Genomic DNA, 25,643 nt, shown 5'->3' with positions numbered 1-25,643 from the left:
TCTAAAGTAAATCGGAGCAATTATAGTTACTCTTTTTAATCAGATTGACACTGGTGAGCTTGGCACTAAACAATAGTAACTTTCGTGAGGATAGAAGAGAGGATGACTTCTTCCAGGTAACAGATGGGAGCCTAGAATTCACAAACGAGTAAATCTTGAAGAAGGACGTAAAACGAATGGGGACAATGGTTGCTCCAGAGAGCAAATAATGACGGTACAGACAAGCCAAAAAAGGATCAGCTGTAAAACAGCTGATTCCTTAGATGTATTGCTTACGAAAGTTTAAACCCATCGGTTTGTGATGGTTAGATACCTGAAAGAGCATACCACTCTACTCCCTCATTACAGTTGGGATATTTTAAAAAGCGGATAATATTTAAGGTTTAGGTAACATTATAAATATATTTATCCATTTATAGGAGGTAGCTGTTGTTGAATTCACCTGAAACACGTTCCATAAATCAAGCTGTTCATACACCAATAATTAATTCCGAGAGAGTAGGTAATCATATTGAGGGTTTTAAACCTCAAATGCCATTTGTTAAAAATGTATTGCTAAGTTATGCTTTTCAAGATCAAAAAACCTCATTGTATACATTAAACCAATTAAACGAAACAGATAACCAAGATGTAATCTTCTCTGCAATTAAAAAGATATGGGAAGGTGATATGTATGCTGCAACTTCACTTCTTAGCAGCATTGAGATGGAAGAAATTGTTCAATTCTCCAAGAAAGTTTTAAGGGAAAGTATTTCTTTGTTGGACAAAGCTAAACAAGATGTAGAAGAAACAATCACACATATCGCTAAAAATAATGGGGTTACTTCTGAAACCATTAGTGAAATTCGCAAAGAGATAGCAAACTTAAGTAACACTTTACTTACAGAAATCCATAGCATCGGTAACCCCGTGTGGAATAATAATTTTCACAATCAACCATTAGAAGCAGTTGATCTTAACGGCTTAAATGAAGCAACCTTAGGTAGTCGACCTTTAGATAATATTAATACTTTAAGTTCACCCGCTAAGATAGAACTCAGTAAAATTAATAAAGAAATTTTGCATAGTGAGCTAAAAAAACGTTTTCCACAAACAGCCACATTTCTTAGTGAAATTAACTTTCTGTCTGTACCCTCAATAGCTAACGCAGCTGATGGCCTTCACCTAGCTACATTTACAGAACATAATAAACACATTTTTTCCAATTTAACAAAGATGATCGATAGTTTGGCTGAAATCCAAAAAGTAGAGCCCGTTGGATATTTGCATCTCGAACGTTTACAATTCACTCCAATAGGTTATGAGCGTGGTGAACTTGTGTACTCAGTTCCTTTAATACCAGGTGAAAAGATTCGTCTCTCCCATCGTGAATGGAGCCGAACAGAGAAAGAATTTACTGAACTGATTAGCACATCATTGGAAACAACTTCGGAAGAAGCTCTTAGCGAAAAATCTGAATTAACTGAATCGTTTAATACACAGAAACAGCACAACTCTTCACTCAATGCATCATTTTCAGCTAGTGGTGGATATGGTCCCGTTAACATTGCTTCAAGTGTTGGTTATAATTCTCGGGAAGCTGTGAGCAGTTCAGAAAAAAATTCTGCTGAACGTTCTAAAGAAATCACTAAAAGGGCCTCATCACGCTCTAAACAAGAACACAAAATATCTTTTAAAGTCACTAATGAATACGAAGTTGAAGAGCAATCATATCGAGAGTTTACTAATACTACAACCGACGCGGTACGTTGGGACTTTCATCGTTTAATGCAAAAATGGAAAATTGATCTTTATAGGTATGGCATACGAATGACCTACGACTTAGTTTTACCAGAACCAGGAAGTTATTTGTTGCGCAAACATCTTCAACTTAAGCAACTTGAAGATGAATTGAATAAGCCTAATCCCTTCGATATGAACCCTTCTAGTATAGACAAGGATAATTGGATGAGGTTGTCTGCAAAATATGACACTGCACTTGAAGCACCACCTAAAGAACCTATCTATGTCAGCACTCATGCAGAAAAAACTTTTACCGACAGAATTGTAGGATTCGACTACCTAGAAATAGCTATGCCTAATGGGTATGAAATTGTTGGTGTGGAAGCGAAAGGATCTAAAATCTTTAGAAAAAATGGTGATACTGATAATTATGAAGATAATGAAGATTTTAGTGAAAAAAGAGTATCAGGATATATTGAACCTAAAAAATCTTACAATATAGATAAAATTAGAGAATCCCCTTCCAATCGTTACATGTGGCGTTATTATTACGATTGGAGTGAAAATAGAAAAGCAAAACGAGGTGACACACTGACCATTACTCTGAATGCAATAGGAAAACCATCTGAGAGTCTATACAAAGAATGGCAAATGAGATGTTTTAAACGATTAGCAGATGCCGCGAAAGTGAATTATCAAAATAAGATAATGCGTTTGACCAAGATGCGTGATGACTTAATAGATGATCTGGATCGTGAAGATTCTCTTATGTTAAGAAAGATAGAGAAAGAAGAAATAATGAAAGGTGTTTTAAGGTGGGTTCTAGGACCACGCTTTTCTTTCTACCCATTGAATTTACCATCACTTTCTGATGATGAAACGGAGGATGATCTTGAATTTTACTTTCCCAGGACTCAGCAAGTTAAAGATCAGTACTATGAACCGGCAATTGAGCATGGGGAAATAATAAAATTCCTACACCAAGCTATTGAATGGGAAAATGTTAATTACGTACTTTACCCATATTTTTGGACAGATACGCGCAGATGGGATTTAAAACAATTTCTGTTTCATGATGAATCTATCCACCGTAACTTCCTCCGTGCAGGAGCAGCAAGGGTTGTACTTACAATACGTCCCGGCTATGAACAATCATTTCTTAGCTTCATGGAAACAGGTAAACTAGGAGAACTATTGAACGACCATCCATATATGACTATTGCTGAAGAAATGCAACAAATGTCAGAAGAAAAATACCCTTATACTCCGGGAGCGAATGAAGAAAATCCTGATAATCTTGTAGATACTTGGTATGAATATACACCAACTGGTGCTTTGGACGTTAGGAAGGGAGAACCCCTGTAAAAAAACACATCTTAAAAAGGGAATCATATCCAACAAGCTCTTACTCAATTAGTTAATTCTACTTTGAGTACAAAGGTTTATATCTATATGAGTAAAGATATAAATGTGCTCCATCAGTATCGGGGCATTAAAAAATCCTTGGCCTTTATTACTCAAAGGAGGTATGATGCAATGGGATTACGTCTCTATGATATAGGTCAACTTAATATATATGAACCACCACAACCACAATATGATAGTAGGTATGTGTCTTTTAATGTTTATCTACCTGGATTCAGTATTGATATGACCGTTGTCTATCACAAAGATTACAGAACACCTAAAGACCCAAACAAACCTCAAAAGTGGAAAATCGGTATAGTTCAGAATGTCCTCTTTGAACATATGCTGTTTGAGTATCACGACCAACAACCAATTTTTAAGACTTGGGCTCGCCCAATACTGGATCTCGGTAACAATGATTACAGACCTTTCTATAATGGTCCCGGTGAAGTGACAATTAAAAAAAGACATAGAGATACCAGAAGAAATTATACAGAAGAATCTAAATTTATGCTACCAATCCATCAAGTCAACTATGGGCCAAAGGGTTTTGAGGCAAGTGAGCCACCAACTGAGCTAATACATCCTTGGTCTTCTGAAGGAGATTCTTTTAGAAGCGAACTAATAGATCCTTTTGAGACTGACCCAATCAGGGACCTGATATTAGTAGACCAGCCCTCGCATACAGTACGCTTTTTGATGAACGGCAAAAAGTTGAAATGGCATCTTAGGTTAATGGTCTTTCGTTTTTGGGTAATAGCTATGGGTCCAAACACAAGCCGAAAAATTTTAGGTTTTTCAGAACCTTTTACTCTGTTCACTAACATAAAGTACCATGAAACCTTTACCCGAACACTCCGTATGCCACATTCGTTGACACATTTTTCTAAATTAATTCCCGGTAACCATGCGAAAAGGATATATACAGAGGGGGACTTTACAAGATGGTGGGGTGAAATCAACCAAAAAATCCAAAAAGGAAATATTAATGGTGGTCAAGTTTGGTCTACCAACAGATTTAAAGAAATAAATAGAAATAAAAAAATACCGGAGCCCGTCATTACCGATAATACAGCAATCCAGAGAGGCCACTGCTGGATGAAAGATCAGGGACTTTACACGAAAAAAAAATTAGAATCATTTAATGAAATAGATTTTTTTAGAAATTTGGATTGTTGACAGTATAAACTTTTAGGAAAGCCTAAGTGGATAAAACAGGGTTGATGGAGTAACAAACTGCAGTTATCATCATCTGGGATAGGGAGATGTTTGACTGGACATTGCTACGCGCGGTTACGGGATCTTCACGATCAGTAAAGAGAATTAACTGGTCACCATTCAGTTTCTAGTATAGATCCTGATCTTGATAGAAGGACTTTGTTAAGTTAATGTCTCAAACATCTCTGCTAAAGTCATTAACATTAAAACCGATAAGAATGTTTCCACTGATTAATCTCCCCTTATTTAGTTTTAAATATCTAATACTATTATATATCATGTCTAATGCCATGCTTTTCCAATAAATGCGTGTTATTTAAACTTTTTTAACCAGAAGAACTCTTTGACCGCCAAAATCTTCTTCTTCACTTCAAATTGCAGATATTCATTGGTTGCAGGTCCTCTCAAGGTCCTAAACTTAAACGAGCAAATGCCGTAGGGACAATTCAATTAGTTTCTGTTTGTTCTATTTCTTTAACATCAGGAGTTGATTCAAACAAAACAATGGAGGATAAAAAAATGAAAATGATGGATTTTTGGGAGGATGAATATCAAGAGTATCTTTACCACCTATCAGGACCCTTATTAACTACACCATAACCTAAATTTGGGTTACGCTATTTAAAGGTTAGCCCTCTATAATGTAATAAAATTCCATTCCCACCCTATGATCAAGATTCACACATATCTCGGTTCCATATCCACATACAAAAAGGTAGCAAAACCCTTCTTTTTTTCCAGGTTATGGTTCCCATTTAGATCGAGATGGTGATGGAGTTGCATGCGAATAATTTTTATAAACCGTCCTATTCTTGGACGGTTATTTTTTGTAGGAAACGAGTTCTATAACTATTAAACGGACGCTTATTCCTAGGCATTATAATATTGCTTGTAAAAATAATCTAATAAAATATAGGGCATTGTCATTGTATATAACCAGGAAATATCCACCAGGAGGCTATCGTAAAAGAAATTCAAATGCATAATCTAACTAATCTACTTGGTTTAATCCTGAAAACTTTGATATAAAACCATTAATCGAATTAACTATGGGGTAAAATCGGATAAGAAAGAATACTTGCAGACGAATTCGGTCAACAATTCGTCTACATATAGCTTAGAAGGCTGTTGGAGTAAGTAGGGACAGTTACAGATAGGTAGTATAAAGCCCTGTTAGATCAACATCTTCTAGGACTGTATATGATATAATCAAATAAAATTGGGGCAATAATAATGAAATTCTGCCCCATTTCTGCCCCAGGTCTTTATCTTTGCTTGAAAGGAGTTTCAGCCATCTTTGAATCAGGAAGAACTCTATTTATAACTAACTATTAATACAGTTTTAGAAAAGGATAGAGGGGTGTAGGAACCTCCTGCATCATACCTACATAACACTTATTGTCATATAAGTACATAGATAGCAAAAACCACATAAAATCACTTTTCTTTATAAGGAAATCATAAAACTCTCAAATTATAGATTATATCCAGTCATAAAAGAATTGATGTCATAAGGGATATAGAAGATGTTGCAGCTTTTCAGATTTCATCTTACCATTTACCCTCTATTTGTTTTGCCATGATCTAGCCAAGGAACCAGTTGTTAATCAACAATTGCACCCTCATGTTGAACAGGGTAATAATTTTCTCAGAGGTACCAAGTTAATTTAAACCTACACTTTATACTTTTGTTAGCGCTTTGCCCCTCAGATCATAGTTGAAACACTCCTCCAACTTCATTCTTAATAGGTGTACTTAAAGGAATTCTGCCATTGTTTTTTATGTACTCATAAATGAAGAGCTTGGAAATCCAAGCTCTTCATCAGTTAATATTACGATGTTAAGAAATACTAAGATGTCGCTTTGCCATTAATACCGTAAAGGGTTATGATCCGTTTCACAGATTCCTTTCGAAGAAAGGGTCTTTTTGATAATCACCAGCTATACCTTAATCTCGTCGAAAGCGAGGTAAATAAACCAAAAGTTATGCTTCCTGTTTTTCCGCCTTTGCAATCAAACGATCCAAACTCACAATAGAAGGTGACCTGGGGGTAGAAACCAACGGAAGCAAACGCGTACGTAATTCTTCTAGCTCTGACACAACCTCTTGATTTCCTAGCTTGACCGACACTCTTGCCGCCGCCAAAGCCACATCAGGTCGCGTATGAGGGTCACGTATCAATGCCCGAATCTGTGCGGGAAAAGGGGTCGAACGCCAGCGGCCAACTGCACGCAATGCGCGGAGTTGGAGGGGAGGCTCCTCTGTTTGTATAAGCTTTTGCAAAACCTCCAACGATGATTCATCTTCCATCCATCCTAATGCTAGAATGGCATTCCCACGAAGTTTGATATGCTCTACGGGCTGTTCTCCCTCGGCAATCCTATGCAAAACCTTTTTTCCTGCTGGCTCCAACTCTTTTAACTCTTCGCGTTGCTGCTGCACGGAGCAGACACCACTCTTTAAAAGCCTCATCACTTTTTGATCCACTCTACTTGCCATACGTGATTTCCTCCTTATAAATTGTGCCACAAACGGGCAACTCGACGGGCAATTCGTGCTTCTTCTTCTGTTAAGGTATTCCCCTTATTTTCAAAAATCCGAGTTATCAAACTGGTTGTCGGATACATCAGGTAATTGGCATCAGTTTCTTCATTACATACACGTCCAAAGGTCCCATCAGATTCATCTCCACAAACATGCGGCAAGCCAAATACATGCCCCAACTCATGGGCAGCCACGTGAGCTTCTTCCCAATCGTTTAAAAGTGGCGTATCTTCAAAAATCACAAATTCCGAACGCCAAGGCTCTATACCGGCGCAATTTCTTGTACCACAATAGGTATAAGCATGAGTCGTCCAATCATCAATATCATCGACAAAGTAAAAGTTGACCGCACCCTCTTCAAAGTGCAGAAAATTTCCATCCTCATCGACTGCTTTGATAATTTCTTCATTTTCTGCGTGCGTCACTCCCTCACGCGGCCAACTTGCTGCCCAATCTGCGGGAACGCCAGCCACCCCAATTTCAGGTTCAAATTGTAGAATTATGTGGTGGTCAATCCAAACTTCACGTGGCATCGGACTATTGGTAAACAACTCCTGAATATCGTCATTGTCGCGCCACGGTCCCGGTCCGCCAAAACCTCCGCCACCTCCAACCCAAATATCTGGGAAAACACGCCATGCCTTCACGCGCACCACCATATCTAACGTTAAATCAAACGTGAGCGTATTCGATTCACGCCCATCTGGATTAATCACTTCCACCTCTTTTTCCCCTGCATCAGTAGCAATATTTTCATGATCGGGCAATGTAAAACCAATTACCGTTGGGGTAACAAACGTAGGTTCATAGGTCGTTCCTGCAAATCGGATTTGCGCCTCTTCCATAAATGAGTTTCCATGCAAACTAATCGGCGTGCCAGGAACTCCTTCACGAGGAGAAAGCTCATCTAACCTTGGCAAGGCGCGGAAATGAACGGTATTGCTGTAAACATATCCATTCACACCCGAAATCCTTAATTGAATAGCATGACTTCCTCCTGTCGCATCGGTCGGGATCACAAAATCGATTTGTCCTGTTGTAACATCCAAAGAAGAAGGACGTAAATCCAAACCATCATACAATATCATGGTATCTGTGGTAAGATTGCGTGCTACCAGTTGAATCGTATCGCCAGCATACCCTTCCCATGGCTCCAGCCGCATAATCCAAGGCATGTTAAAGACCGCATTCCAGTCTGACAAGGAAAGAGGCTGTAATGTGAATATTCCATCATTTCCTTTCCCCCCATCCTCACCATAATTGCCCTCGGACCCACGGGACCCAATTCTTCCGACACGGCTCGGTTCTTGCTCACACCATGGCCAAGAATCATCGCCTGGTGCTCCTCCGCTGCCTGCTTCCCCTGCTGCTCCTGGAGAACCACCATTTCCGCCTGCTCCTCCTGACATATTGACAAAATATGGGCGCTCTGTAGTTAAACGGGTAATGTTGGTATCTAGTGTATAAATGGTTAGATTACCACCCGTTCCACCTGCACCACCACCACCGCCATCACCGCCTTTTCCTCCATCGCCACCATGTCCGCCATGACCTACTTCACGATGACAATAGCAAGCCCCGCTGCTGGCTTCTCTTCCACGTGCCCCATCACTTCCATTTCCTCCATGCTGTCCCTGCTGTCCACGCCCTCCTCGTCGACCACCAATATTAATATCTGGAAGTCCTTCTGGCGTTCGTTGCACATAAATGGTGACCTCAGGAGCCGCCCCCTGTTCATCTCCATTAATTCCAGTATTCCCATCCAGACCATCCGCTCCTCTACCGCCAAGACGTCCCCTATTTCCTTCACCCGGAGCATAAACATTACGATCATTGTGAGGCTGGCCTGTTGCTGCCCGTTGCGGACTGATCGAAGGACGAGTAGGTGGGACAATATCGTGATTTTCATAAACAATTTGATTCACATCGCTATAACGAATTTCCTCTGTAATAATCGTCAACGAAGTCACTTCTTTTCCAATCACCAAACGCCCATCTTCTACAAAATCAACAAGCGACCCAATAATCACCGCATCCGTTACGGGGTTCTCCACAAATCGAATCGCATCAGGAAAAGCTTCTATTCGTTTAAAATGATCACCATGGCTGAATAGCGTGGCAATTAAGCCTTCCGAAGCCAGGCGCGTTAAATTATTTCGGAAAGGGCGTGCCACATAAAAGCCAGGATGAATCACACGAGTCCCTTTGACCTCAAAGGTTCCCAACTCTGATAAATTATGAACGCCTGCCGTTTCCATCAGCGCCCGAACCTTTCCCATCGCTTGCAAACGATTAAACGGATTGAGCAGACCTGCCACGTTAATAATATCTATCCCTGGATTATATTTCTTGATTGCTTCTGACACCAGATTGGCATCACGGAGTACACTCCTTATATTGAAAGGATTGGCAAACAAAGTAGGGTCAAACCCCTTTGCAGCCCCTATCCACCCATACACCATAGACGTAGAAAACTCGCGACTCGGATCAATGACCTTCTCCTTTTGAGCCTGCTTGATGGCACGCATCAATTGAAAAGGCTGAGCGACAGTCATTTCCTCACGGGTTTTAACCCCTGCATAAGCGACAAAAGCACGCGCCACTCCGAGTTCAAAATCTTTCACATACGCCAGTTCAGCATGTAAACGAAACGCCTCCAGACGCTGCACCGATATGTTTCCCTTTTCTGCAATTAGCTCCAAATCTGCTTCAAACAACCGATCTCGCGTGGTAATCCCTGTTTTATATAAAATGGCGATTTCCTCTTTATAGGATTCTCGCAATACTTTAAACGGATTTTGTATCGGCGGTCCCTGTGGACGCTGTTGTTCAGGATGAATGTCTACATCTATCGCCATTTCCACAATCGGATCGGCATCGACCTTTAACTCTGTCACTTTCACTTCATGCCCAAAACGGTTCACCACCGTCAAAACAAGGTCAGGCCGCCCCTCTTCATTCACCTGTTCCCGCTTCGACTGCACAAAATCCTCTTTATCAAAGGCAATCAAGAACTCTCCATTCAAACGCGTCACAGTTTTTCCTAAAAAATCCGACGCATCTTGTTTGTCCATATCTATCGCCGTCACATGATACCCAGATAACCCACGTTTGGTTTTTGCATCACGCACCACACCACGAATCTCATAATCATGATCGGAATCACCTGGAAAACAGTCATTCTTTTTCTCCATCATCATCCTCCTCATCTAAACTCATCTACTTCCTGTCCAGTATTAACTTCAATATAAACAACTATACAACGAATGGATTCAGGGCATCCTTTTAATTAATAAATATTAAAATAGACTTCTCTTTCTTTATCTCCTTTTCCTTCTACAATAACCGATCTTGCCGAAAAATAAATATCCCCTCTATCAGCTTTACTAACTCCCAATACGTCATTACAGTTGAATAAAAAATTCGAATAGAGCCCTTTCTAAGGTTGTTAAGCATGAATCCCAAAGTTACTCAACTTCCATCTCCTTAAGAAACTTAGAGGTTCTTTTAATTTAATCGCTGGATTATCATTGCTAGCGCCTTGTTCAGCCACTTGAATAAAGACAGAAGGAAGCGAACCTTGTGTCCAAGACTAGTAGGTTTTAAATGTTCTCACGCACTGTTTGTTATAAACACAATTATCAATATATACGCGCACATTACTGAAAACATGGAAGAAATAGCCCCCCAAAAGTTCAGTGAACTTATGAGAGGCTTATTAGATCTATAGTGTTATTCCCGCCAGGTCTTTTAAGAGTATGTCAATTTGACTTTTGGGGTGAAGCAAGCTAAATCCTTGATATCAAATTAACATATTTCTTAAATGGAAATACTCTCCCCTGGTCCGATATTGTAATATTTCGGAATCCTATCTTCTTTCCCCCATATACGTAAAGTAAACTTATGGGTGGATTCTAAATGGCTTGCTAAAAGTGCTCGATTATTTGGAGAATATTCTGTTCCAAAGCTTTGGTTAAATCTTTGTACCCATTGGTGGCTGACACAATAGATCATATGTTGATTACAACCTGTAAGTCTGATGATAATTTCTTCATACGGCTGAATCGTACCTGTATTTAAATTTACCAACCACACCGTCAAAGTGTGTAACACTTTACTAATAAATATAGGTGGTTTAGAGAATACACTAGAAGAAGAGGAAAGAGCCTCTAAGATTCTGGCTAGTATACTCGACAGTGAAATCGATTAAGTAATTATGAAAAAATCGGTTTTAAAACGCTTAGATGTTTCTAAGCGTTTTTTTATGCAAATATAAGTGGGATCTTTATTTTATTTGGAACCAAGTCTTGTACAATCCTGCCCGTCAGCTAAAAGGGGATTGCTCATATTTAACAATTGCCCCTGATACAAGAAGACTTGATTTCAAGATATGTTGCGAGTAATTTTTCATAAAGTGAAACAAAAATCCTCATATATTACAAACAAACTTCATTAAATTAAGTGAGGTGGTCCTATGAGGAAAAGAAGCATTTACATCATTATTATTTTTTCATCTTTAATTACTGTGGCTATTGTCCTTGGAAATAGTAAGTCTTTTTATATCGGTGAGAACAATAATTGGAAAGCACAATTTAAATCAGAATTAAACTATCTAAACGTAAATCTTGCTATAAAGGTCACCCCAAAGATACGAAACGATGAACTTCCTAGCAATATAGAATACGTTATATATGAACGTGAGAAAGTGATAAGTCAGGGCACTTTACAATATAAGCAGCAATATACCTCTCTTCTCCCTAATTGTCCTGGTTGTAAGCACTTTAAAGTAGATAATATTGATTTACTTTTGACATACGAGGGCCATTTACCTGAAAAAATTAGCTTAAAGAAGCAATAAAATATTAATGTGCTTTATGGTTCTTATCTGCAATAAAGCCCCCTTTTCTATAAGACTCAGTTTCAAGATAATTATTCTTAAACTACATCAATCTATGGATAAATGGAGTATTTCATTAGCGTCAGGTGTTTTTAACAATATGGTCTTGTAAGTTCTCAACAAGTCCCCAATAAACGCTTCTTCATCTTCAGTGTTATTAGATTTAAGCACTAACTTCTCAGGCAAAAACACAAGGTATGAACCCAACAAATCATACCAGAGCATTTCTAAGTATTTTAAATCCCCTTTAGTAATTGTTTTCTGCTGTATGGTTGAGTTGAAAGGATAACTAATAAAATTATCAGAACAATTAAAATCGAGTTAAACCAAAATAAATGAAGAGCTGTTACTCTTTTATTGAAGGTTCGGGTAGAAATTTCAAATAAGTCATCTAGAACCGAATATTTCGGATTACCACCAGGAATTTTCCTAATTACATTAAGCACTGCCAACCTTCTTTCTTTTTCTGTTAATCCTATAATGTCTAAAAAGTCCTCCCAAGTTCCATCCTCCATAAATCAATCCCTCTTTTGACATACTTAAGTTAAGCCACCTATTCTTGAAGATAAGAGCTCAATTTATCTTGTACTAGATCTTTGATAAACGCTCCCTATTAGTTCAAAAATTAAGAGTCTAAGCCAGGATATATTCTCGCTGAAGAAGAAGGTGAAAAACTTACCATGTATCTTGCACCAAGTTCCTTCTTAACTTTCTCTGTGAGTACTTGACCAAGTTTATTATGTTCGCTTTCTAGTTCAATGACATTTGTACGCAACTTATCTTTACTCCATTCAATCCATTTACCATACTGCATTGCCCACTTCATCAGTTCATCTTTTAAATCCTCTGATATGGGAACTTCTTCAATATCTAAGTTACATCCACATTGGTTACACCAAATTGGGTCTATATCAACGTCACCTTCTACCTTTAAATCGAATGTTTCATTATTCTCACATAAACAACGCATAAGCACACTCCTTATCCATACTTATGATTAATTTTTACACTTCCTCTTTCGCTATCCTCCTCTATCAGATATACATTGATTACAGACCCTATTTCTATGTAATAAGGGCTAATACTTTTTTAGCAATCGCCACCCGTTTGTTTAAGACTCGAAACTGAAATAAATACTCATGGTCATCTGTGTTGAACTTCCCACTTTTTAAACTTACTCTTTTGACGTCCATTGTTATTAATAGACTAACGGGAAGTGTGTGTATCATCGTTAATAACAATATTTCCTACATATTGAGCAGCGTTACTTTCATTTTTAAAAGTAGCTTCTAAAATATAGTTCCCTTCTTCAGTCGGGAACCGAAATTCTCTATGCTGATTTAAATCGAGTTTGATTTTTTCTCCATTTTTCCATAGAACAGCTGTGATGGTTGGGTCGGTCCAAATATCTCCACCATTTTCTTTATTCTCTTTAAAATCTAAAGAAGCATCTTGACCTGGAAAAACCTTTATTTCATCTCGTGATTGTCCATATTCTTCGATATCATCTATTGTCTCTTCTACTTTCCCATTTGAGGAATACCAACTGATATTCGCTTCTGTTAATTGTACAGATTGACTAAGCACGTGAGCATCTATATTTAAATGAGCAGTTGGAACTCCAACATCATAATCTTCACCAAAACATCCTGCCAGTACTGAAATAAAAAACAATCCTGCAAATAATTTCAGAGTTTTGTTCATAACCATACTCCACTCCTTATATCGTTACTGCCAAACCTCTAATTTTCACACACATTGTTCAAGGTTCTGTTCTATCAGTCAAATAGCTCAATGCCTCGATATACTTCGCGCTTATGTAATTAAAGGGCTAAAGCTCTATTGAACAATAGCCCCCTTATCTTGAAGACTTGAAATTGAGATAATAAAAATTTTGATATATATTAGTGGATTTTTGTTTAATAATTTTGTAGCTTTGTGAAGTAGTTTTGTTTTCTGTAGGGGCCTTATTCTACAACCTTTTTCCATCTTTATACCAAATAAAACTTGGCAGTTTAGGCTTTAAAACACCAGTTTCAAATTCAATAAACAGACCAAATTTATATTTAAGACTATTTGGAGTAGAGTTTTCTGTGTAACATTGTAATTTCTTATGGTCATAAGAAAAGTCTAAGTTATTTGATGATTTCTTAATTTCAATTATTAGAAGGTTATTATCATTTCCTCCTCTTTTATGAATTACAATGTCTGGATAAATAGATATAACTGTGTATTCAATATCATCAAATTCTGTTTCCTGCTTTATTTTTCTTTTTAGTTCTTCTGCTTCATTTTTTACTATATATATGTTTTTAGCGCCATTATCTTCGTCTACGTTTTTGTTATATTCACAGTCAACATCATAATTATCAAACTCTACTTGAAGATAAGAGGCAAATTTATGAGCAATAGTTCTTTCATTTAAATTATTTATAAGCAAGTACTCATCCCTAGAATAAAACTTGCTAATGGCCTTATTTATTTTATTCAATATTAAATCATTCATTTGTTTTTTCCCTTCATTTCCATATAGAAGTATGACACCCGAAAATATTTAATTGATAATTGATATGAAATAAAGCATAAGCTTAAGATCTTCTTTCTATGTGTTCTTTACTTTTGCCCCCTTTACATGAAGACTTGAAACTGAGTTATCTAGAAGGAACGGTTACTTTAAATCGAGTGTTCCATCCAAACATTCGGTTCAATGTACTCCCAATAGTGTGTGTGAGGTTTTACGGTTCATTTTCTACCCTCACTCAACTGAAAGTCTATAATGGAACAAATTTACCTGAAAGCCTCTAATATAAGACTCCAGCCTTAACTCATAGTCTGGAATAATTGAAGATTGGAACGCTGAGAGTATGTTCTTTTTCGCATCCTTTGGCAAATTGTCTATAACTTCAGGAGAAAAATAGACATTCTCACTATACTCTGCCAGACAAAATGTGAGGTAACTAAAAAGAAGATCCACATCTGAATTCGAATGCAGCTTTTCAATTACTTGTTTATAACACTCATCTTCTTTAAATCTAGAGACAATGATCAATGTTGTATATTCTCTCGGGATTACAGAAATGTAAAGAGCCGAAATAAAAGTTTCTTTTTTATAGTCAAAGATATCTAATGCTTCATTACCACTTATATCCCACTTCACTGCCACAGCTGTTGTCCCAGTGAAACCCACTCTGTACGGTAGAACTTTAGTAAAAGACTCCAATTCAGAATAAGACCCCGATAAGTATGTCTGTTTAAAACGTTCATACTCTCTTGCCTTATCTCTTAAATCCAGCTGACACGTTCTGTAATTCATCTGTATATAAGGTAACCTCGTAGCATAAGGAAACTTAGCGAATAGTTTTGGGAAATGATTACCTAACCTTTTCTTTCTATGGTACTCAAAACTAAAAGCCCTAAAAGCATACCAAAAATTTTGTTCATCTGTTCCAGTATAGACAATGTCCTCGATATTAGAGAAATACACTTCGTCATGATATTTACAAAACCCATTGAATCTACTGGCTTGTTTTTTACCCTTCTTCTCAAATTCAAGAATGGGGGACTGTTCTGTCATTTCTACACTTAATTTATATACATGGTTGTCTGTAGCTATCTTATCCAAGACGCCGTTGTTCTGAAGAGAATGGGCTCCTATAATACCGCCCTTACATTCTTTAGTATCGAACCCAAAGCAAGTTTTGAAATCTGTCCCGTTGAAAATTTTATTCGCTTCAGCTTTAATTCTTTTCGGGTGGTGTTTCTCCTTTTCATTCTTGGGAAATGATTTACTTTTCTCAAAGCAACAGAATTTATATTTTTTCCCACTCTCACAAGGACATTTTTCATACGGTTCAAATGTATATCTTTTAGCCTCTTTTTTTGTAATAAACACTTGAAAGCACCTCGTTTTTTAGTTCATATGATTTGTTACACTTTGTAAGTTACCACATATCACCATACACCATAGCACAAACAAACGTTCTCATTATGTGAATTACTTATTAACTATTATTCCTTTGTATTTTTTAAAAGCTTAGTGTTTGAGGAGAAGATGCTTATATTAGTCATATTACAAATTATGTTAGAATTGTGGGTAGAAGTACTTCAGGAAAAAAGGTGGCTTATAAATGAGTGAGATAAGGTTGAATGGTGTCTAGTTGCTAATTACAGATCATTTGGTGAACAGAAACGGATAGTTTTTCCGGAAGAAGGATATAACAAACCTATTGCAATAGTTGGTTACAACAATGCTGGGAAGACTAATTTGCTAAATGCAATTTTATACGGAATTACGGAGAGATATGTCAATAAAAACACCTTTTCTATTGATGATTTTCATAATAGAGATTACAACAACATACCTTACATAGTTGCTGGAATTAAGAGTAGTTCTGAGACGAAATCAAATGGTAAGACTGCTGACTTAACTGGATATCACTTTTTAAATATCAAACTTGATGGAGAAGAAATTGAAAGTGCCAACATCGATTCTTATACTACTTTCGAAAAAGAAACTAAACTTTACACCTCTTTTGGGGCAGCTAAATTATATAAGATATTTTATATTAATTTTCATGAAATTAAAAAAGAAATCTCAACAAAAAAAAACAAGTTGGGGAAATTTGACTTCTTTTTTAGCTAAGCACATTCAGAGTATTGTTGAAACTGATGAAAATATGATTCAGAAAAAAGGTATCTTTAAAGATGAAATTAAAGAATCGACTGAAGAGGTTCTGAAGGATTCAGAACTTGATAGTTTCATTGATAGCATTAGAACTAATTATTCTAGAAATCTTAGAGATAATAATTGTTACATAGAATTTGGGTTGCCCGAGTATGAAGATATCTTTTTAGAAATGATGTTTAAAGTTGGCTTGAATGGTGATAATTCGAATTTAGTTCCTATAGAACAGTTTGGAGACGGATATATTTCGATGTTTGTTATGGCAGTAATCCAAGCAATAGCTGAGACCAACAATGATGATAAGTGCTTATTTCTGTTTGAAGAGCCAGAGAGTTTTTTGCATGAAAATCATCAAGAATATTTTTATAGTACTGTATTATGCGGATTGGCCGAGAGAGGGCATCAAGTGATATACACTACACACTCAGATAAAATGTTAGACATCTTCAATACTGAAGGCCTAGTGCGCTTGGAATATGATGAACAAAATAAGCAAACAGAAGTCAAATATAATAAGCCTAGAGATCATTTTGATCCTACAGTTGAAGTAACGAAAGTTCATGAGGGAGAGCTATTAAACGAACATAAAGACTATAATAATTATATCAAGATAATCGAACCCAACTTGAATAAAATAATCTTCAGTAAAAAAGTATTACTTGTAGAAGGACCGAACGATATGCTGGTATACAAAGAGTTAATTAGGAGGAAAGTGTATGAAAAAACCGATAATGAAAAATATGCAGAAACTTTCCTGAACTTTAACAATATTGCTGTCATACCTCACCATGGTAAAATTACTGCTCTTGTACTGATTAAATTGTGTAAGCATCTTGGTGTGGATTATTACGTTATTAATGATTTTGATTTTAGCAATGACTTCGTTAACGAGTTGAACTTTGATAGTGAAGAGGAGTACAAAAATAGTCACTTTTATCGTAATCAGATCAAGGACATTGAGGAGTATAATTCTAAAGGTGAGAGACTAAGTGAGCGAACCATGAAAGCTATGGTAACAACCAATTGGAGAATAGTAACTGAGTCTCAAGAAAGTCGAATACACTTTAACGTACCTAAATTAGAGAATGTAATTGGGTACGAAAGAAACGATAAAGACAGTATTGGGATTTGGGAGTCCCTAGGTAACATGGAAGACATAAGTGATACCGTTTTTCCGCAAAGTTTAAATCAGTTCCTTGAGATAGACAACTTATCTAATTGATTATTAAAATACATTAAGACCTATGAAGAAATCCGGTTAATATCTAACCGGATTTCTTCATACATAATCATATTTAATCGTTAATCCTAGTGGAGAAAATATAGTCAAGTCTTCTTTCATAATTCACCCTCCTAATGATATTACCTAAATCTTAAATCCAACACAAAAAACTGCAATCCTCTTACAAAATTATATTTCATGGATGTAATTATCTCGAAACTGAGTCTTCAACTAACCTGCCATTATCTTGAAGACTCAGTTTCGAGATTACTGTCCTTATATGGAATAAAGCCACTCAAAATACTAGAATAAATATATACCTATGTTCACTAAATAGCGTGTTTATTTATACCACTTCTTTTAGAAAACATGCTGCTAATTCCTACATAGAATAAATACCATATACATAACCAAAAGAGTTTTTGGTCTCATTTTACTTTATTACTTAATAATTAATTATTAAATCTATTTATTAGCATGATTCATTTCATTCCAGTAACTGCAAATATCACCTCTAAAATTGCAGTCTAACTTATAGAGTTGAAAACAAGAACTCTTGTTCGTATAATGAGTTCTAGAGGTGATAGGATGAATTTTCCACAATACACGACAACTGCATTAGAAGACTGGGTATCCAATTGGTACATAAAGCGCAAGTTCCAATACCCATTGGATCTAAAACTTAGAAAAATAGCGATGCAATATGAAATCTTTATTCATTACAAGCCTTTTGAATCAAGGTATGCCCGGTTTGGAAAATACCGAGAAATTGTTCTTAACTCCACATTAGATAGAGTTACCCAACGTGAACAGTTCTTCCATGAACTATGTCACGCTATTCGCCATGTTGGAAAACAGACAATGATGCCTGAGGCTTTTAGAGAGCTTCAGGAACGTGATGCACAGCATTTTACGCTTTATGCTGCCCTCCCCTTTCACATGGTTAAGAAATACGACCTTGATGATCCAGAGTTACTTGATCGGTGGTCGTATGACTTTAAGGTGTCTTATGAGCTTTGCGATGAAAGACTGGAGCAAATTAAAAGGCGTGCAGATTGTACCAAGATGTATACCTGAAATCATTAAGCTAGATTTAGGAGGTGCAACATGGGTAGTATAGAAAAGCGTGGAAAAGGATCATTTAGGCTGTCTGTGGTAACAGGATACGATGCTAAAGGAAAGGCTATTCGAGAACGAAGAAACGTTAGAGTTAAAAATAAAACACAAGCGAGACAAGAGTTAGCAAAATTTGAGGCAGAGGTTTTATCTGGAGATTACTCAAGACCCACATACACAAGGTTGGAGGACTTCTATAAAGAATGGAAGCAGAAGTTTGCTGAAGATCATTTTGCTCCGAGAACATTGCAAGAATATATCGGCATTATCGAAAAAAGAATCATTCCTCAATATGGTCACATGAAACTAAATGATATTAAGCCGATGCATATAGTTGACTTTTTAGACGGAATGAAGCGAGGTGAAGGAAGGTTAGACGGTAAATCAGTTCCTCTCTCACCTTCTACAATTAGAAACTGTTACAAGGCTTTTAACAGTCTACTTTCTGTCGCAACTGACTTCGGGTTAATTAAGAACAACCCAGCTCAGCATATTAAGCTTCCCGCCGCTCAGAGGAAGAAATCTGTAGCATATACAAAAGAGAACATTGATAAGATGATCAGCAGTATTTCAAATGAACCGTATATAAAGCAAGTCATGTTCTGGATAGCTTTTGTAACAGGATGCCGAGAAGGTGAACTAGTGGCATTAGAAGATAAACATATTCTTGAAGATAAAGGCACAGTTAGATTTGAACAATCTCTTACTCAGTTATCTGGAGGTGAACTTAGAGTAAAGTCTATAAAAAATGGAATGGATGGTACAGCTGCGATACCTAACGAGTTAATGGAAATGATACTTAAGATTAAACGTGAACGTAAAAGAGAATTTATGATGCTGAGAGATCGATGGTATGACCCTAACCGCATTTTCCTATTTGCTGACGAGGAAGGAAAACCCATGAGACCCGATAGTGTGAGTCAATGGTGGGCATGCTTCAGGAAACGTAATGAAATCGGGGATATTCGCTTTCATGATTTACGGCACTACTCGGTAACTTATCTGATCCAACAGAACGTACCTACAAAATCCATTAGTCAACGTGTACGTCATAGGAAGATTGGAACGACTATGGATATTTACGGTCATCATATTGAAGAAGTTGACCAACTAGCTGCCGACCATTTCAGTGTCTTCTTTAGTAATCAGAATTCATCCTAATCAAATAAGCAGGTCATTATTCATGACCTGCTTTTATAGAGTGATGCATGGACACCTTTTTAGGTTATACCGTATCTGGAAAAGGACTTGAAGAAATTCTGCCCCAATTCTGCCCCAATTGGAGTTATATCGCCCAAATAATTACAGTTTTACAGAAAAAACAAAACGCTGAATCCCTTGTCTGTCAAAGGTTTCAGCGTTAAATTAGTTAGCGTCCCAGGCAGGATTCGAACCTGCGACCCACAGCTTAGAAGGCTGTTGCTCTATCCTGCTGAGCTACTGGGACATCATATAAGATTTCATACAGCGTACAAACATTATACCATAATAATACTGTTTTGGTTCCAAAAATAGATGCAATCGAATCAGTACATTGAAGAGATCTCTTCGCAGCGGATTCAGTTATGCTCTATAAGGCTGATCTGAATTAATATGAGTAATGTTTGCATTTTGTACACATCGTTATATTCACTGTATGATGTGTCATTCGAAAATATGTATGGAGCGGGTGAAGGGAATCGAACCCTCATCATCAGCTTGGAAGGCTGAGGTTTTACCACTAAACTACACCCGCGTATGTAAGATTTCATTAGCGAAGTTCGGATGATTTCCAAACCATGCCTCTTCCTCTCCCCAGCTTATCCTTCGATACAAATCCGTCGAGGCAACTCGTAGCAGATTCGGTAGAAGTTACGCTCGTGGCTGAGGTATACCACTAAATTACACCCGCATGAAACAACAAAATCTTTGTTGAAATAATTGCTTTCGTTTGAAGCGGACAAGAATCATTATAGTAAGGAATGCGAACTTTGTCAACACTTAGCAGCAAAGAATTTATTCCTTTGCTGCTAAAGTTGTTTCAAGCATCAAATCAGCCATTGGCTCCCCATTCACATGGTAAAATTGCAGTTGAACGTCATCCTTTGTATCCCATTCCAGGATCGCATACGTCGGTTCTTCACGATCTCTTGGGAGTCTTAGACTTCCTGGGTTAATAAACAAGGTGCCATTTACTGTCTCCGCTCCTGCAATATGAGAATGACCAAAGCAGGCCACTTGGGCCCCTACTTCTTCTGCACGGTAAGATAAGGGCATCAGTGTTGACTTAATTTGGTATAGGTGGCCATGTGTGACTAAGAACGTAACGTCACCAACGGTTACTACCTGGTCATTTTCCATTTCTGGTTGGAAATCACAATTACCTTTGGCGTAGTGAAAATCCTGCAACTCAATCGAGTCATAAGAAAGTTCAGAGTCACCGCAATGAAGCATGGCATCTACTTCATCTCTGTGTCGCTCTTTTACTTCTGTTACTTCTTCTGTGAGTCCGTGACTATCGCTCATAATCAATACTTTTGGCATTCTATCACCTCTTTACGATTGATGTTTAAGCCACTCTTCGATTTGCTGTATGGCATGATGGCGATGACTGATTTCATTCTTTTCGTCAGAGGAGTGTTCGGCCATGGTCCGTTCTGATCCCTCAGGTATAAAAATTGGATCGTAGCCAAAGCCGTTTGTACCGGATGGCTCTTCTGCGATTAATCCTTCGCAATACCCTTTTTTAACAAACGTCTCTTCCCCAGGTCGAGCAACAGCTACCGCACATACGAAACGGGCTGTTCTTTCCTCCATAGGTACCCCCTCTAACTTTTGCATAACCTTCTGAAGATTCTTTTCATCATCTTTCTCTTCTCCTGCATAACGCGCTGAATAAACGCCTGGAGCTCCATCAAGAGCATCAATAACTAAACCTGAGTCATCAGCTACTACTGGCAGCTGGAACTGCTTAGAGATCGCCTCAGCTTTAATCGTTGCATTCTCTGAGAAAGTGGTTCCTGTTTCTTCGATATCTTCCATCTCTTCTTCAAAGTCAAGTAGAGATTTTACAGAAATGTTATACTTCGAAAACATTTGGCGGAATTCTCGGACTTTCCCTTCATTCTTCGTTGCAACAATTAATTCTTTCATAACTCTTTGGCAGCTCCTGATACTTGTTTTCCCGTAATGACGTCTGACCAATCTCCAATTGCTTCTTTTTGCAGCTTCACGAGATCATTGACGCCTTCTTGAGCCAAGGAAAGCATTTTTTGCAACTGAGGCATAGAGAAGGTTGCTTCTTCCCCTGTTCCCTGCAGCTCAACGAATTCACCTTGGCCAGTCATAACGACGTTCATATCTACCTGTGCTCGGCTATCTTCTTCATAGCACAAGTCAAGAATCTCTTCGCCTTCAGGAAGTACGCCGACAGAAATTGCTGTTAAGAAGTCCGTAACAGGGAGCTCTTTCAATGTGCCCTTCTCCACAAGCTTACCGAAGGCAATCACAACGGCTACAAACGCGCCTGTAATGGATGCTGTTCGTGTGCCGCCATCGGCCTGGATGACATCACAGTCTACCCACAAGGTGCGCTCGCCAATCTTGTCCAAATCAACAACCGCTCTTAGGGCACGTCCAATTAGACGTTGGATTTCCATCGTTCTTCCGGAAACTTTTCCTTTTGACGATTCACGGATATTTCTTTGCTCTGTCGCTCTTGGAAGCATGGCATATTCAGCTGTAATCCAGCCTTTTCCCTGCCCTCGTAAAAAAGGAGGTACGCGATCCTCTACACTGGCATTGCAAATAACTTTGGTATCCCCAAAGCTTATTAATACAGATCCTTCTGGATGTTTTACATAATCTGTTTCTATCTTAACTGTTCTTAATTCATTGACTTTTCGATGATCATTTCTCACCGACAATGACCTCCTTTTTCGTTCACCTTTATCCTAGCCCATCTTAACACAATTTATATGTCCTCGGTAGTGAACGCAACTTAAAAAAGGCACCTCAAGAGCAAGATCTTTGAGATGCCTTTTAGCACATGATATCTTATAAACTTTCTGCTTCAACAATATCCGAACGAGTCACTGGCTCAACGAGTGGATCACCCGATTCATTCATTACGTGTTCGACCCCTTCGACTTCTACGGAAACAGATTCAACATCAGCTAGATCTGTCAGACTCATAACGAGGCTGGATAAAGCTTCATCAGATAATGCTTTTTGCTCGTCCTGCCCTGTTAAGATCGCTTCATTGAACGATAGGGTTAGAACGCCTGAATCTAACTTTGTACTTACAACCTCAGCTCCTTCATTGAAAGGCTGCAATAAGGATGTCCCAAGCGCCGGTCCATTCAGAAGCGCTTGGACAACTGCAGAGTAAAGATCTTCTCCTTTTGCCACACGCGTTGTTACAGGGACCTGGTACACTTCTTCTCCATTTTGAGAAGGAAAATAGACAGTTACGGCCTGGCTATTCATGACGTCTGTTTCGTCGCCTACGTGATTATTAATCCCGTCTGAACGGGAAACCCCATTAGCGATAGGGGTTCCGTCCACGGGCATGACGTTTTGTTCGTGACCGTTAATCCATAGCTTAATTCTTTTCACATTATCATATTGTGTTAGCGTATAGGTCATTGCCTGAAGGATCTTTTCTTCATCCTTCGCATCGTAGTTTTTAAAGTCTTCGGACACATCCACGACCATCGTGCCATCCTCCTGAAGGTTTAACCCAAGGATCTCTGTGCCTGCCGGCAGGACAGCTTGGAATCCATTTGGAAGAAGCTCGGTAACTGGTCCATCCTTCACTAAGTACTCCAAAGATTGCTTGGCAACTTCTTCAGAAGCTGGAAGCTCAAGCGTTTGGGGCACAACCATCCCGCTTTCATCCATCAAATAAAGTTCACGAGTCACGGTTTCCGTAGATGCTTCACCTTCTGTGCCCTCTGGTGCTTCCCCAGATTGTTCACCTTCCGCACCAGGTTCCGGTTCTTCGGTTTCATCTAGCGGATCTGACGTTGCAGCCTGATCAGGTTCATCCATTTTTTCTAAGGACTGCTCCCCTTCAAATAAGCATCCCGAAAGAAGCCCTGTACTTAATAATAATAAAACCGCAAGTAAAATGGGTTTAACACCGAGCGTTTTCATACGATTCCCTCCTGAAGATAGATTGTACTACCATATATACGAGCCTCAGAAAGGATTAGACCAACGAATGAAATTTTGACAAATGTGGAAGCGCCTTTGGAGCCCCGACAAGCATAAGACAAGCGATTGAGTGTGAGGGCTTTTTTTCCACGAAGTCGATTGACTTATGACCTCGAGGGGCCAGACGCTTTTATTTCGTAAACAAAGAAAAAAGCCCTGCTTTACATAGCAGAGCTTTGAACGTGATGAAGTTCCACAGGTCTCAATATTTTGACAGGCTCATCGAACCAGCTGTTGGCTACAAGACGGAACTTCTCCATATCTCCCGTCGTGTAAAACTCATGGACAGGAGCTTTTGTATTCTTCTCGAGGAGGTTGTTGTAAGCTAAAATCAGACTTGCCTCTCTTGCCGTCTCTTCACCAGAGCTGATGACCTGGATATGGCTGCCCATTTCATTCTGCACCAGATCTTTAATAAGCGGATAATGGGTGCAACCGAGGATCAAGGTATCAATATGATTCATTTTCTTGAGCGGATTTAATGTGCGTTCAACGACTCCTTCTGCTTCAGGTCCAGACAGCATTCCTTCTTCTACCATCGGAACAAAAGGTGGACAAGCCAAGTCATTTACGCGAATACTGTTATCGATCGACATTAGCGCATTTGGATAAGCACGGCTGCGTATGGTTCCTTCTGTGCCTATGACGCCAATCCGTTTATTCTGACTCACCTTGATGGCTGCTCTTGCTCCAGGTTCAATGACTCCGATAACAGGAATCGATAATTTTTCCTGAAGTTCGTTCAATGTATAAGCTGTAGCTGTATTGCAGGCCACAACAAGCATCTTAATATTTTTTTCTAAAAGATAATTAACCATTTGCCACGTAAAAGCCCTGACCTCTTGTTCAGATCTTGGACCGTATGGACAGCGGAGGGTATCTCCTAAATAGATGAATGTTTCTTGTGGCAGCTGTCGCATAAGTTCCCGTGCTACGGTTAAACCGCCTACGCCCGAATCAATGACTCCAATCGGCTTTGTCACAATGCATCCCTCATTTTTCCTAGTTGATTTTTTCTTTATCCGCTTCACGCATTTTTTCATGAAGGACATGCAGCAACTGATTCAACGTGTTTACATCATCTACTGGAACGTCCTTTAATACTTCTTCTAAATAATCCTGGCGTTTCTCGATCACTTCATGAATGATCTGTTCTCCCTTTTCCAATACATGGATCCGTACCACTCGCCGGTCTTTGGGATCTCGGACTCTCTCCACCAATTCATTCTTTTCCATGCGGTCGACAAGGTCTGTAGTCGTGCTGCAGGCTAGGTGAATGTAATTGGAGAGTTCACCAATCGTCATGTCCCCTTTATCCATTAACCACTGTAATGCGACAAATTGCGGCGCCGTAATGGGGTAATTATTTAAGATTACTCGTCCTCTTTGTTTGATGATGCCAGATATGTATCGTAACTCTTTTTCTACATCTGCGATCATCGACGTCTGGTGTGATTTCGTCACATCAAGCACTCCTCACAAAAATACTCTGTAACCACCATTCTCACTGTTTACGAAAAAAAATTCAAGGTAAACGTTTGTTTGGTGACAAAAAACCCTTTCAGGTATTGCTTGCTTTTCCCAACACCTGAAAGGACCTTCATCTCAAAATTACAATCCATTTACTGATCTATGG

Annotated in this window: 21 protein-coding genes, 2 tRNA genes and 1 pseudogene; 8 read left to right on the top strand and 16 right to left on the bottom strand. The window is 38.4% G+C overall.

Annotation, left to right across the window (positions count from 1 at the left end):
• The first annotated feature begins 432 nt into the window (after window positions 1–432).
• The 3 genes and pseudogenes from ACRYKC_RS17425 to ACRYKC_RS17415 all read left to right on the top strand — a co-directional run.
• Entirely contained in the window at window positions 433–3,087 is a 2,655-nt protein-coding gene (locus ACRYKC_RS17425) for a hypothetical protein (RefSeq protein WP_433808649.1), read from the top strand.
• A gap of 171 nt (window positions 3,088–3,258) precedes the next feature.
• Window positions 3,259–4,308: a hypothetical protein gene (locus tag ACRYKC_RS17420; protein ID WP_433808647.1), complete on the top strand. Its 1,050-nt coding sequence runs from the start codon at window positions 3,259–3,261 to the stop codon at window positions 4,306–4,308.
• A 776-nt stretch (window positions 4,309–5,084) separates the two neighbouring features.
• Window positions 5,085–5,138 (top strand): annotated as a pseudogene (locus tag ACRYKC_RS17415) (excalibur calcium-binding domain-containing protein); the annotation flags it as partial.
• 1,193 nt (window positions 5,139–6,331) lie between these two features.
• Here ACRYKC_RS17415 and ACRYKC_RS17410 read toward each other — a convergent pair.
• The 3 genes from ACRYKC_RS17410 to ACRYKC_RS17400 form a co-directional block, all read right to left on the bottom strand.
• A complete protein-coding gene (locus ACRYKC_RS17410; protein WP_433808645.1) occupies window positions 6,332–6,847 on the bottom strand; it encodes a HEAT repeat domain-containing protein in 516 nt (171 codons plus the stop codon).
• Between the two features lie 14 nt (window positions 6,848–6,861).
• On the bottom strand, window positions 6,862–10,086 hold the full coding sequence (locus tag ACRYKC_RS17405) for a DUF4332 domain-containing protein (protein ID WP_433808643.1): 3,225 nt from the start codon (window positions 10,084–10,086) through the stop codon (window positions 6,862–6,864).
• Window positions 10,087–10,711: 625 nt separating this feature from the next.
• Window positions 10,712–10,987: a hypothetical protein gene (locus ACRYKC_RS17400; protein WP_433808641.1), complete on the bottom strand. Its 276-nt coding sequence runs from the start codon at window positions 10,985–10,987 to the stop codon at window positions 10,712–10,714.
• A 379-nt stretch (window positions 10,988–11,366) separates the two neighbouring features.
• Between ACRYKC_RS17400 and ACRYKC_RS17395 the strand changes: the two genes are divergently transcribed.
• Window positions 11,367–11,750: a hypothetical protein gene (locus ACRYKC_RS17395; RefSeq protein ID WP_433808639.1), complete on the top strand. Its 384-nt coding sequence runs from the start codon at window positions 11,367–11,369 to the stop codon at window positions 11,748–11,750.
• 275 nt (window positions 11,751–12,025) lie between these two features.
• Here the strand turns inward: ACRYKC_RS17395 and ACRYKC_RS17390 are convergent, their stop codons facing one another.
• From ACRYKC_RS17390 to ACRYKC_RS17370, 5 genes are all read right to left on the bottom strand, one after another.
• Entirely contained in the window at window positions 12,026–12,304 is a 279-nt protein-coding gene (locus ACRYKC_RS17390) for a hypothetical protein (protein ID WP_433808637.1), read from the bottom strand.
• Between the two features lie 110 nt (window positions 12,305–12,414).
• Complete coding sequence (locus ACRYKC_RS17385; protein WP_433808635.1) at window positions 12,415–12,759, bottom strand: hypothetical protein; 345 nt, start codon at window positions 12,757–12,759, stop codon at window positions 12,415–12,417.
• A 236-nt stretch (window positions 12,760–12,995) separates the two neighbouring features.
• Entirely contained in the window at window positions 12,996–13,493 is a 498-nt protein-coding gene (locus tag ACRYKC_RS17380) for a hypothetical protein (RefSeq protein WP_433808633.1), read from the bottom strand.
• Between the two features lie 268 nt (window positions 13,494–13,761).
• A complete protein-coding gene (locus ACRYKC_RS17375) occupies window positions 13,762–14,295 on the bottom strand; it encodes a hypothetical protein (RefSeq protein WP_433808631.1) in 534 nt (177 codons plus the stop codon).
• Window positions 14,296–14,544: 249 nt separating this feature from the next.
• Window positions 14,545–15,681, bottom strand: a complete 1,137-nt coding sequence (locus ACRYKC_RS17370) for an SEC-C domain-containing protein (protein WP_433808629.1) — start codon at window positions 15,679–15,681, stop codon at window positions 14,545–14,547.
• A 300-nt stretch (window positions 15,682–15,981) separates the two neighbouring features.
• Between ACRYKC_RS17370 and ACRYKC_RS17365 the strand changes: the two genes are divergently transcribed.
• The 4 genes from ACRYKC_RS17365 to ACRYKC_RS17350 all read left to right on the top strand — a co-directional run bounded on the left by ACRYKC_RS17365 (window position 15,982) and on the right by ACRYKC_RS17350 (window position 19,972).
• Entirely contained in the window at window positions 15,982–16,431 is a 450-nt protein-coding gene (locus ACRYKC_RS17365) for an AAA family ATPase (protein ID WP_433808669.1), read from the top strand.
• Window positions 16,364–17,695, top strand: a complete 1,332-nt coding sequence (locus ACRYKC_RS17360) for an ATP-dependent nuclease (RefSeq protein ID WP_433808627.1) — start codon at window positions 16,364–16,366, stop codon at window positions 17,693–17,695. The genes ACRYKC_RS17365 and ACRYKC_RS17360 overlap by 68 nt, the downstream gene beginning before the upstream one ends.
• A 588-nt stretch (window positions 17,696–18,283) precedes the next feature.
• Window positions 18,284–18,772 (top strand): ImmA/IrrE family metallo-endopeptidase, encoded by a 489-nt coding sequence (locus ACRYKC_RS17355; RefSeq protein ID WP_433808625.1) that lies wholly within the window; start codon window positions 18,284–18,286, stop codon window positions 18,770–18,772.
• A 30-nt stretch (window positions 18,773–18,802) separates the two neighbouring features.
• Window positions 18,803–19,972 (top strand): tyrosine-type recombinase/integrase, encoded by a 1,170-nt coding sequence (locus ACRYKC_RS17350; RefSeq protein WP_433808623.1) that lies wholly within the window; start codon window positions 18,803–18,805, stop codon window positions 19,970–19,972.
• 212 nt (window positions 19,973–20,184) lie between these two features.
• Here the strand turns inward: ACRYKC_RS17350 and ACRYKC_RS17345 are convergent.
• The 8 genes from ACRYKC_RS17345 to ACRYKC_RS17310 all read right to left on the bottom strand — a co-directional run bounded on the left by ACRYKC_RS17345 (window position 20,185) and on the right by ACRYKC_RS17310 (window position 25,447).
• Window positions 20,185–20,258: transfer RNA gene (locus tag ACRYKC_RS17345), tRNA-Arg, on the bottom strand.
• 214 nt (window positions 20,259–20,472) lie between these two features.
• Window positions 20,473–20,546 (bottom strand) — tRNA-Gly (locus tag ACRYKC_RS17340).
• A 260-nt stretch (window positions 20,547–20,806) separates the two neighbouring features.
• Window positions 20,807–21,334, bottom strand: a complete 528-nt coding sequence (locus ACRYKC_RS17335) for a metallophosphoesterase family protein (RefSeq protein WP_433808621.1) — start codon at window positions 21,332–21,334, stop codon at window positions 20,807–20,809.
• Window positions 21,335–21,346: 12 nt separating this feature from the next.
• Window positions 21,347–21,943: an XTP/dITP diphosphatase gene (locus tag ACRYKC_RS17330; protein ID WP_433808619.1), complete on the bottom strand. Its 597-nt coding sequence runs from the start codon at window positions 21,941–21,943 to the stop codon at window positions 21,347–21,349.
• Complete coding sequence (gene rph / locus ACRYKC_RS17325) at window positions 21,940–22,710, bottom strand: ribonuclease PH (protein WP_433808618.1); 771 nt, start codon at window positions 22,708–22,710, stop codon at window positions 21,940–21,942. The genes ACRYKC_RS17330 and rph overlap by 4 nt, the downstream gene beginning before the upstream one ends.
• Before the next feature lie 136 nt (window positions 22,711–22,846).
• Window positions 22,847–23,947 (bottom strand): GerMN domain-containing protein, encoded by a 1,101-nt coding sequence (locus tag ACRYKC_RS17320; protein ID WP_433808617.1) that lies wholly within the window; start codon window positions 23,945–23,947, stop codon window positions 22,847–22,849.
• Between the two features lie 221 nt (window positions 23,948–24,168).
• Window positions 24,169–24,990, bottom strand: coding sequence for a glutamate racemase (gene racE, locus ACRYKC_RS17315; protein WP_433808615.1), 822 nt, complete (start codon window positions 24,988–24,990; stop codon window positions 24,169–24,171).
• Window positions 24,991–25,009: 19 nt separating this feature from the next.
• Complete coding sequence (locus tag ACRYKC_RS17310) at window positions 25,010–25,447, bottom strand: MarR family winged helix-turn-helix transcriptional regulator (RefSeq protein ID WP_085031879.1); 438 nt, start codon at window positions 25,445–25,447, stop codon at window positions 25,010–25,012.
• Between the last annotated feature and the right edge of the window lie 196 nt (window positions 25,448–25,643).

This window comes from Halobacillus sp. A1-3, assembly GCF_050971765.1.
Taxonomy (GTDB): domain Bacteria; phylum Bacillota; class Bacilli; order Bacillales; family Halobacillaceae; genus Halobacillus; species Halobacillus mangrovi_B.
Note: the sequence above shows the minus strand (reverse complement) of the source record. Positions and strands in the feature narration are given on the sequence as shown.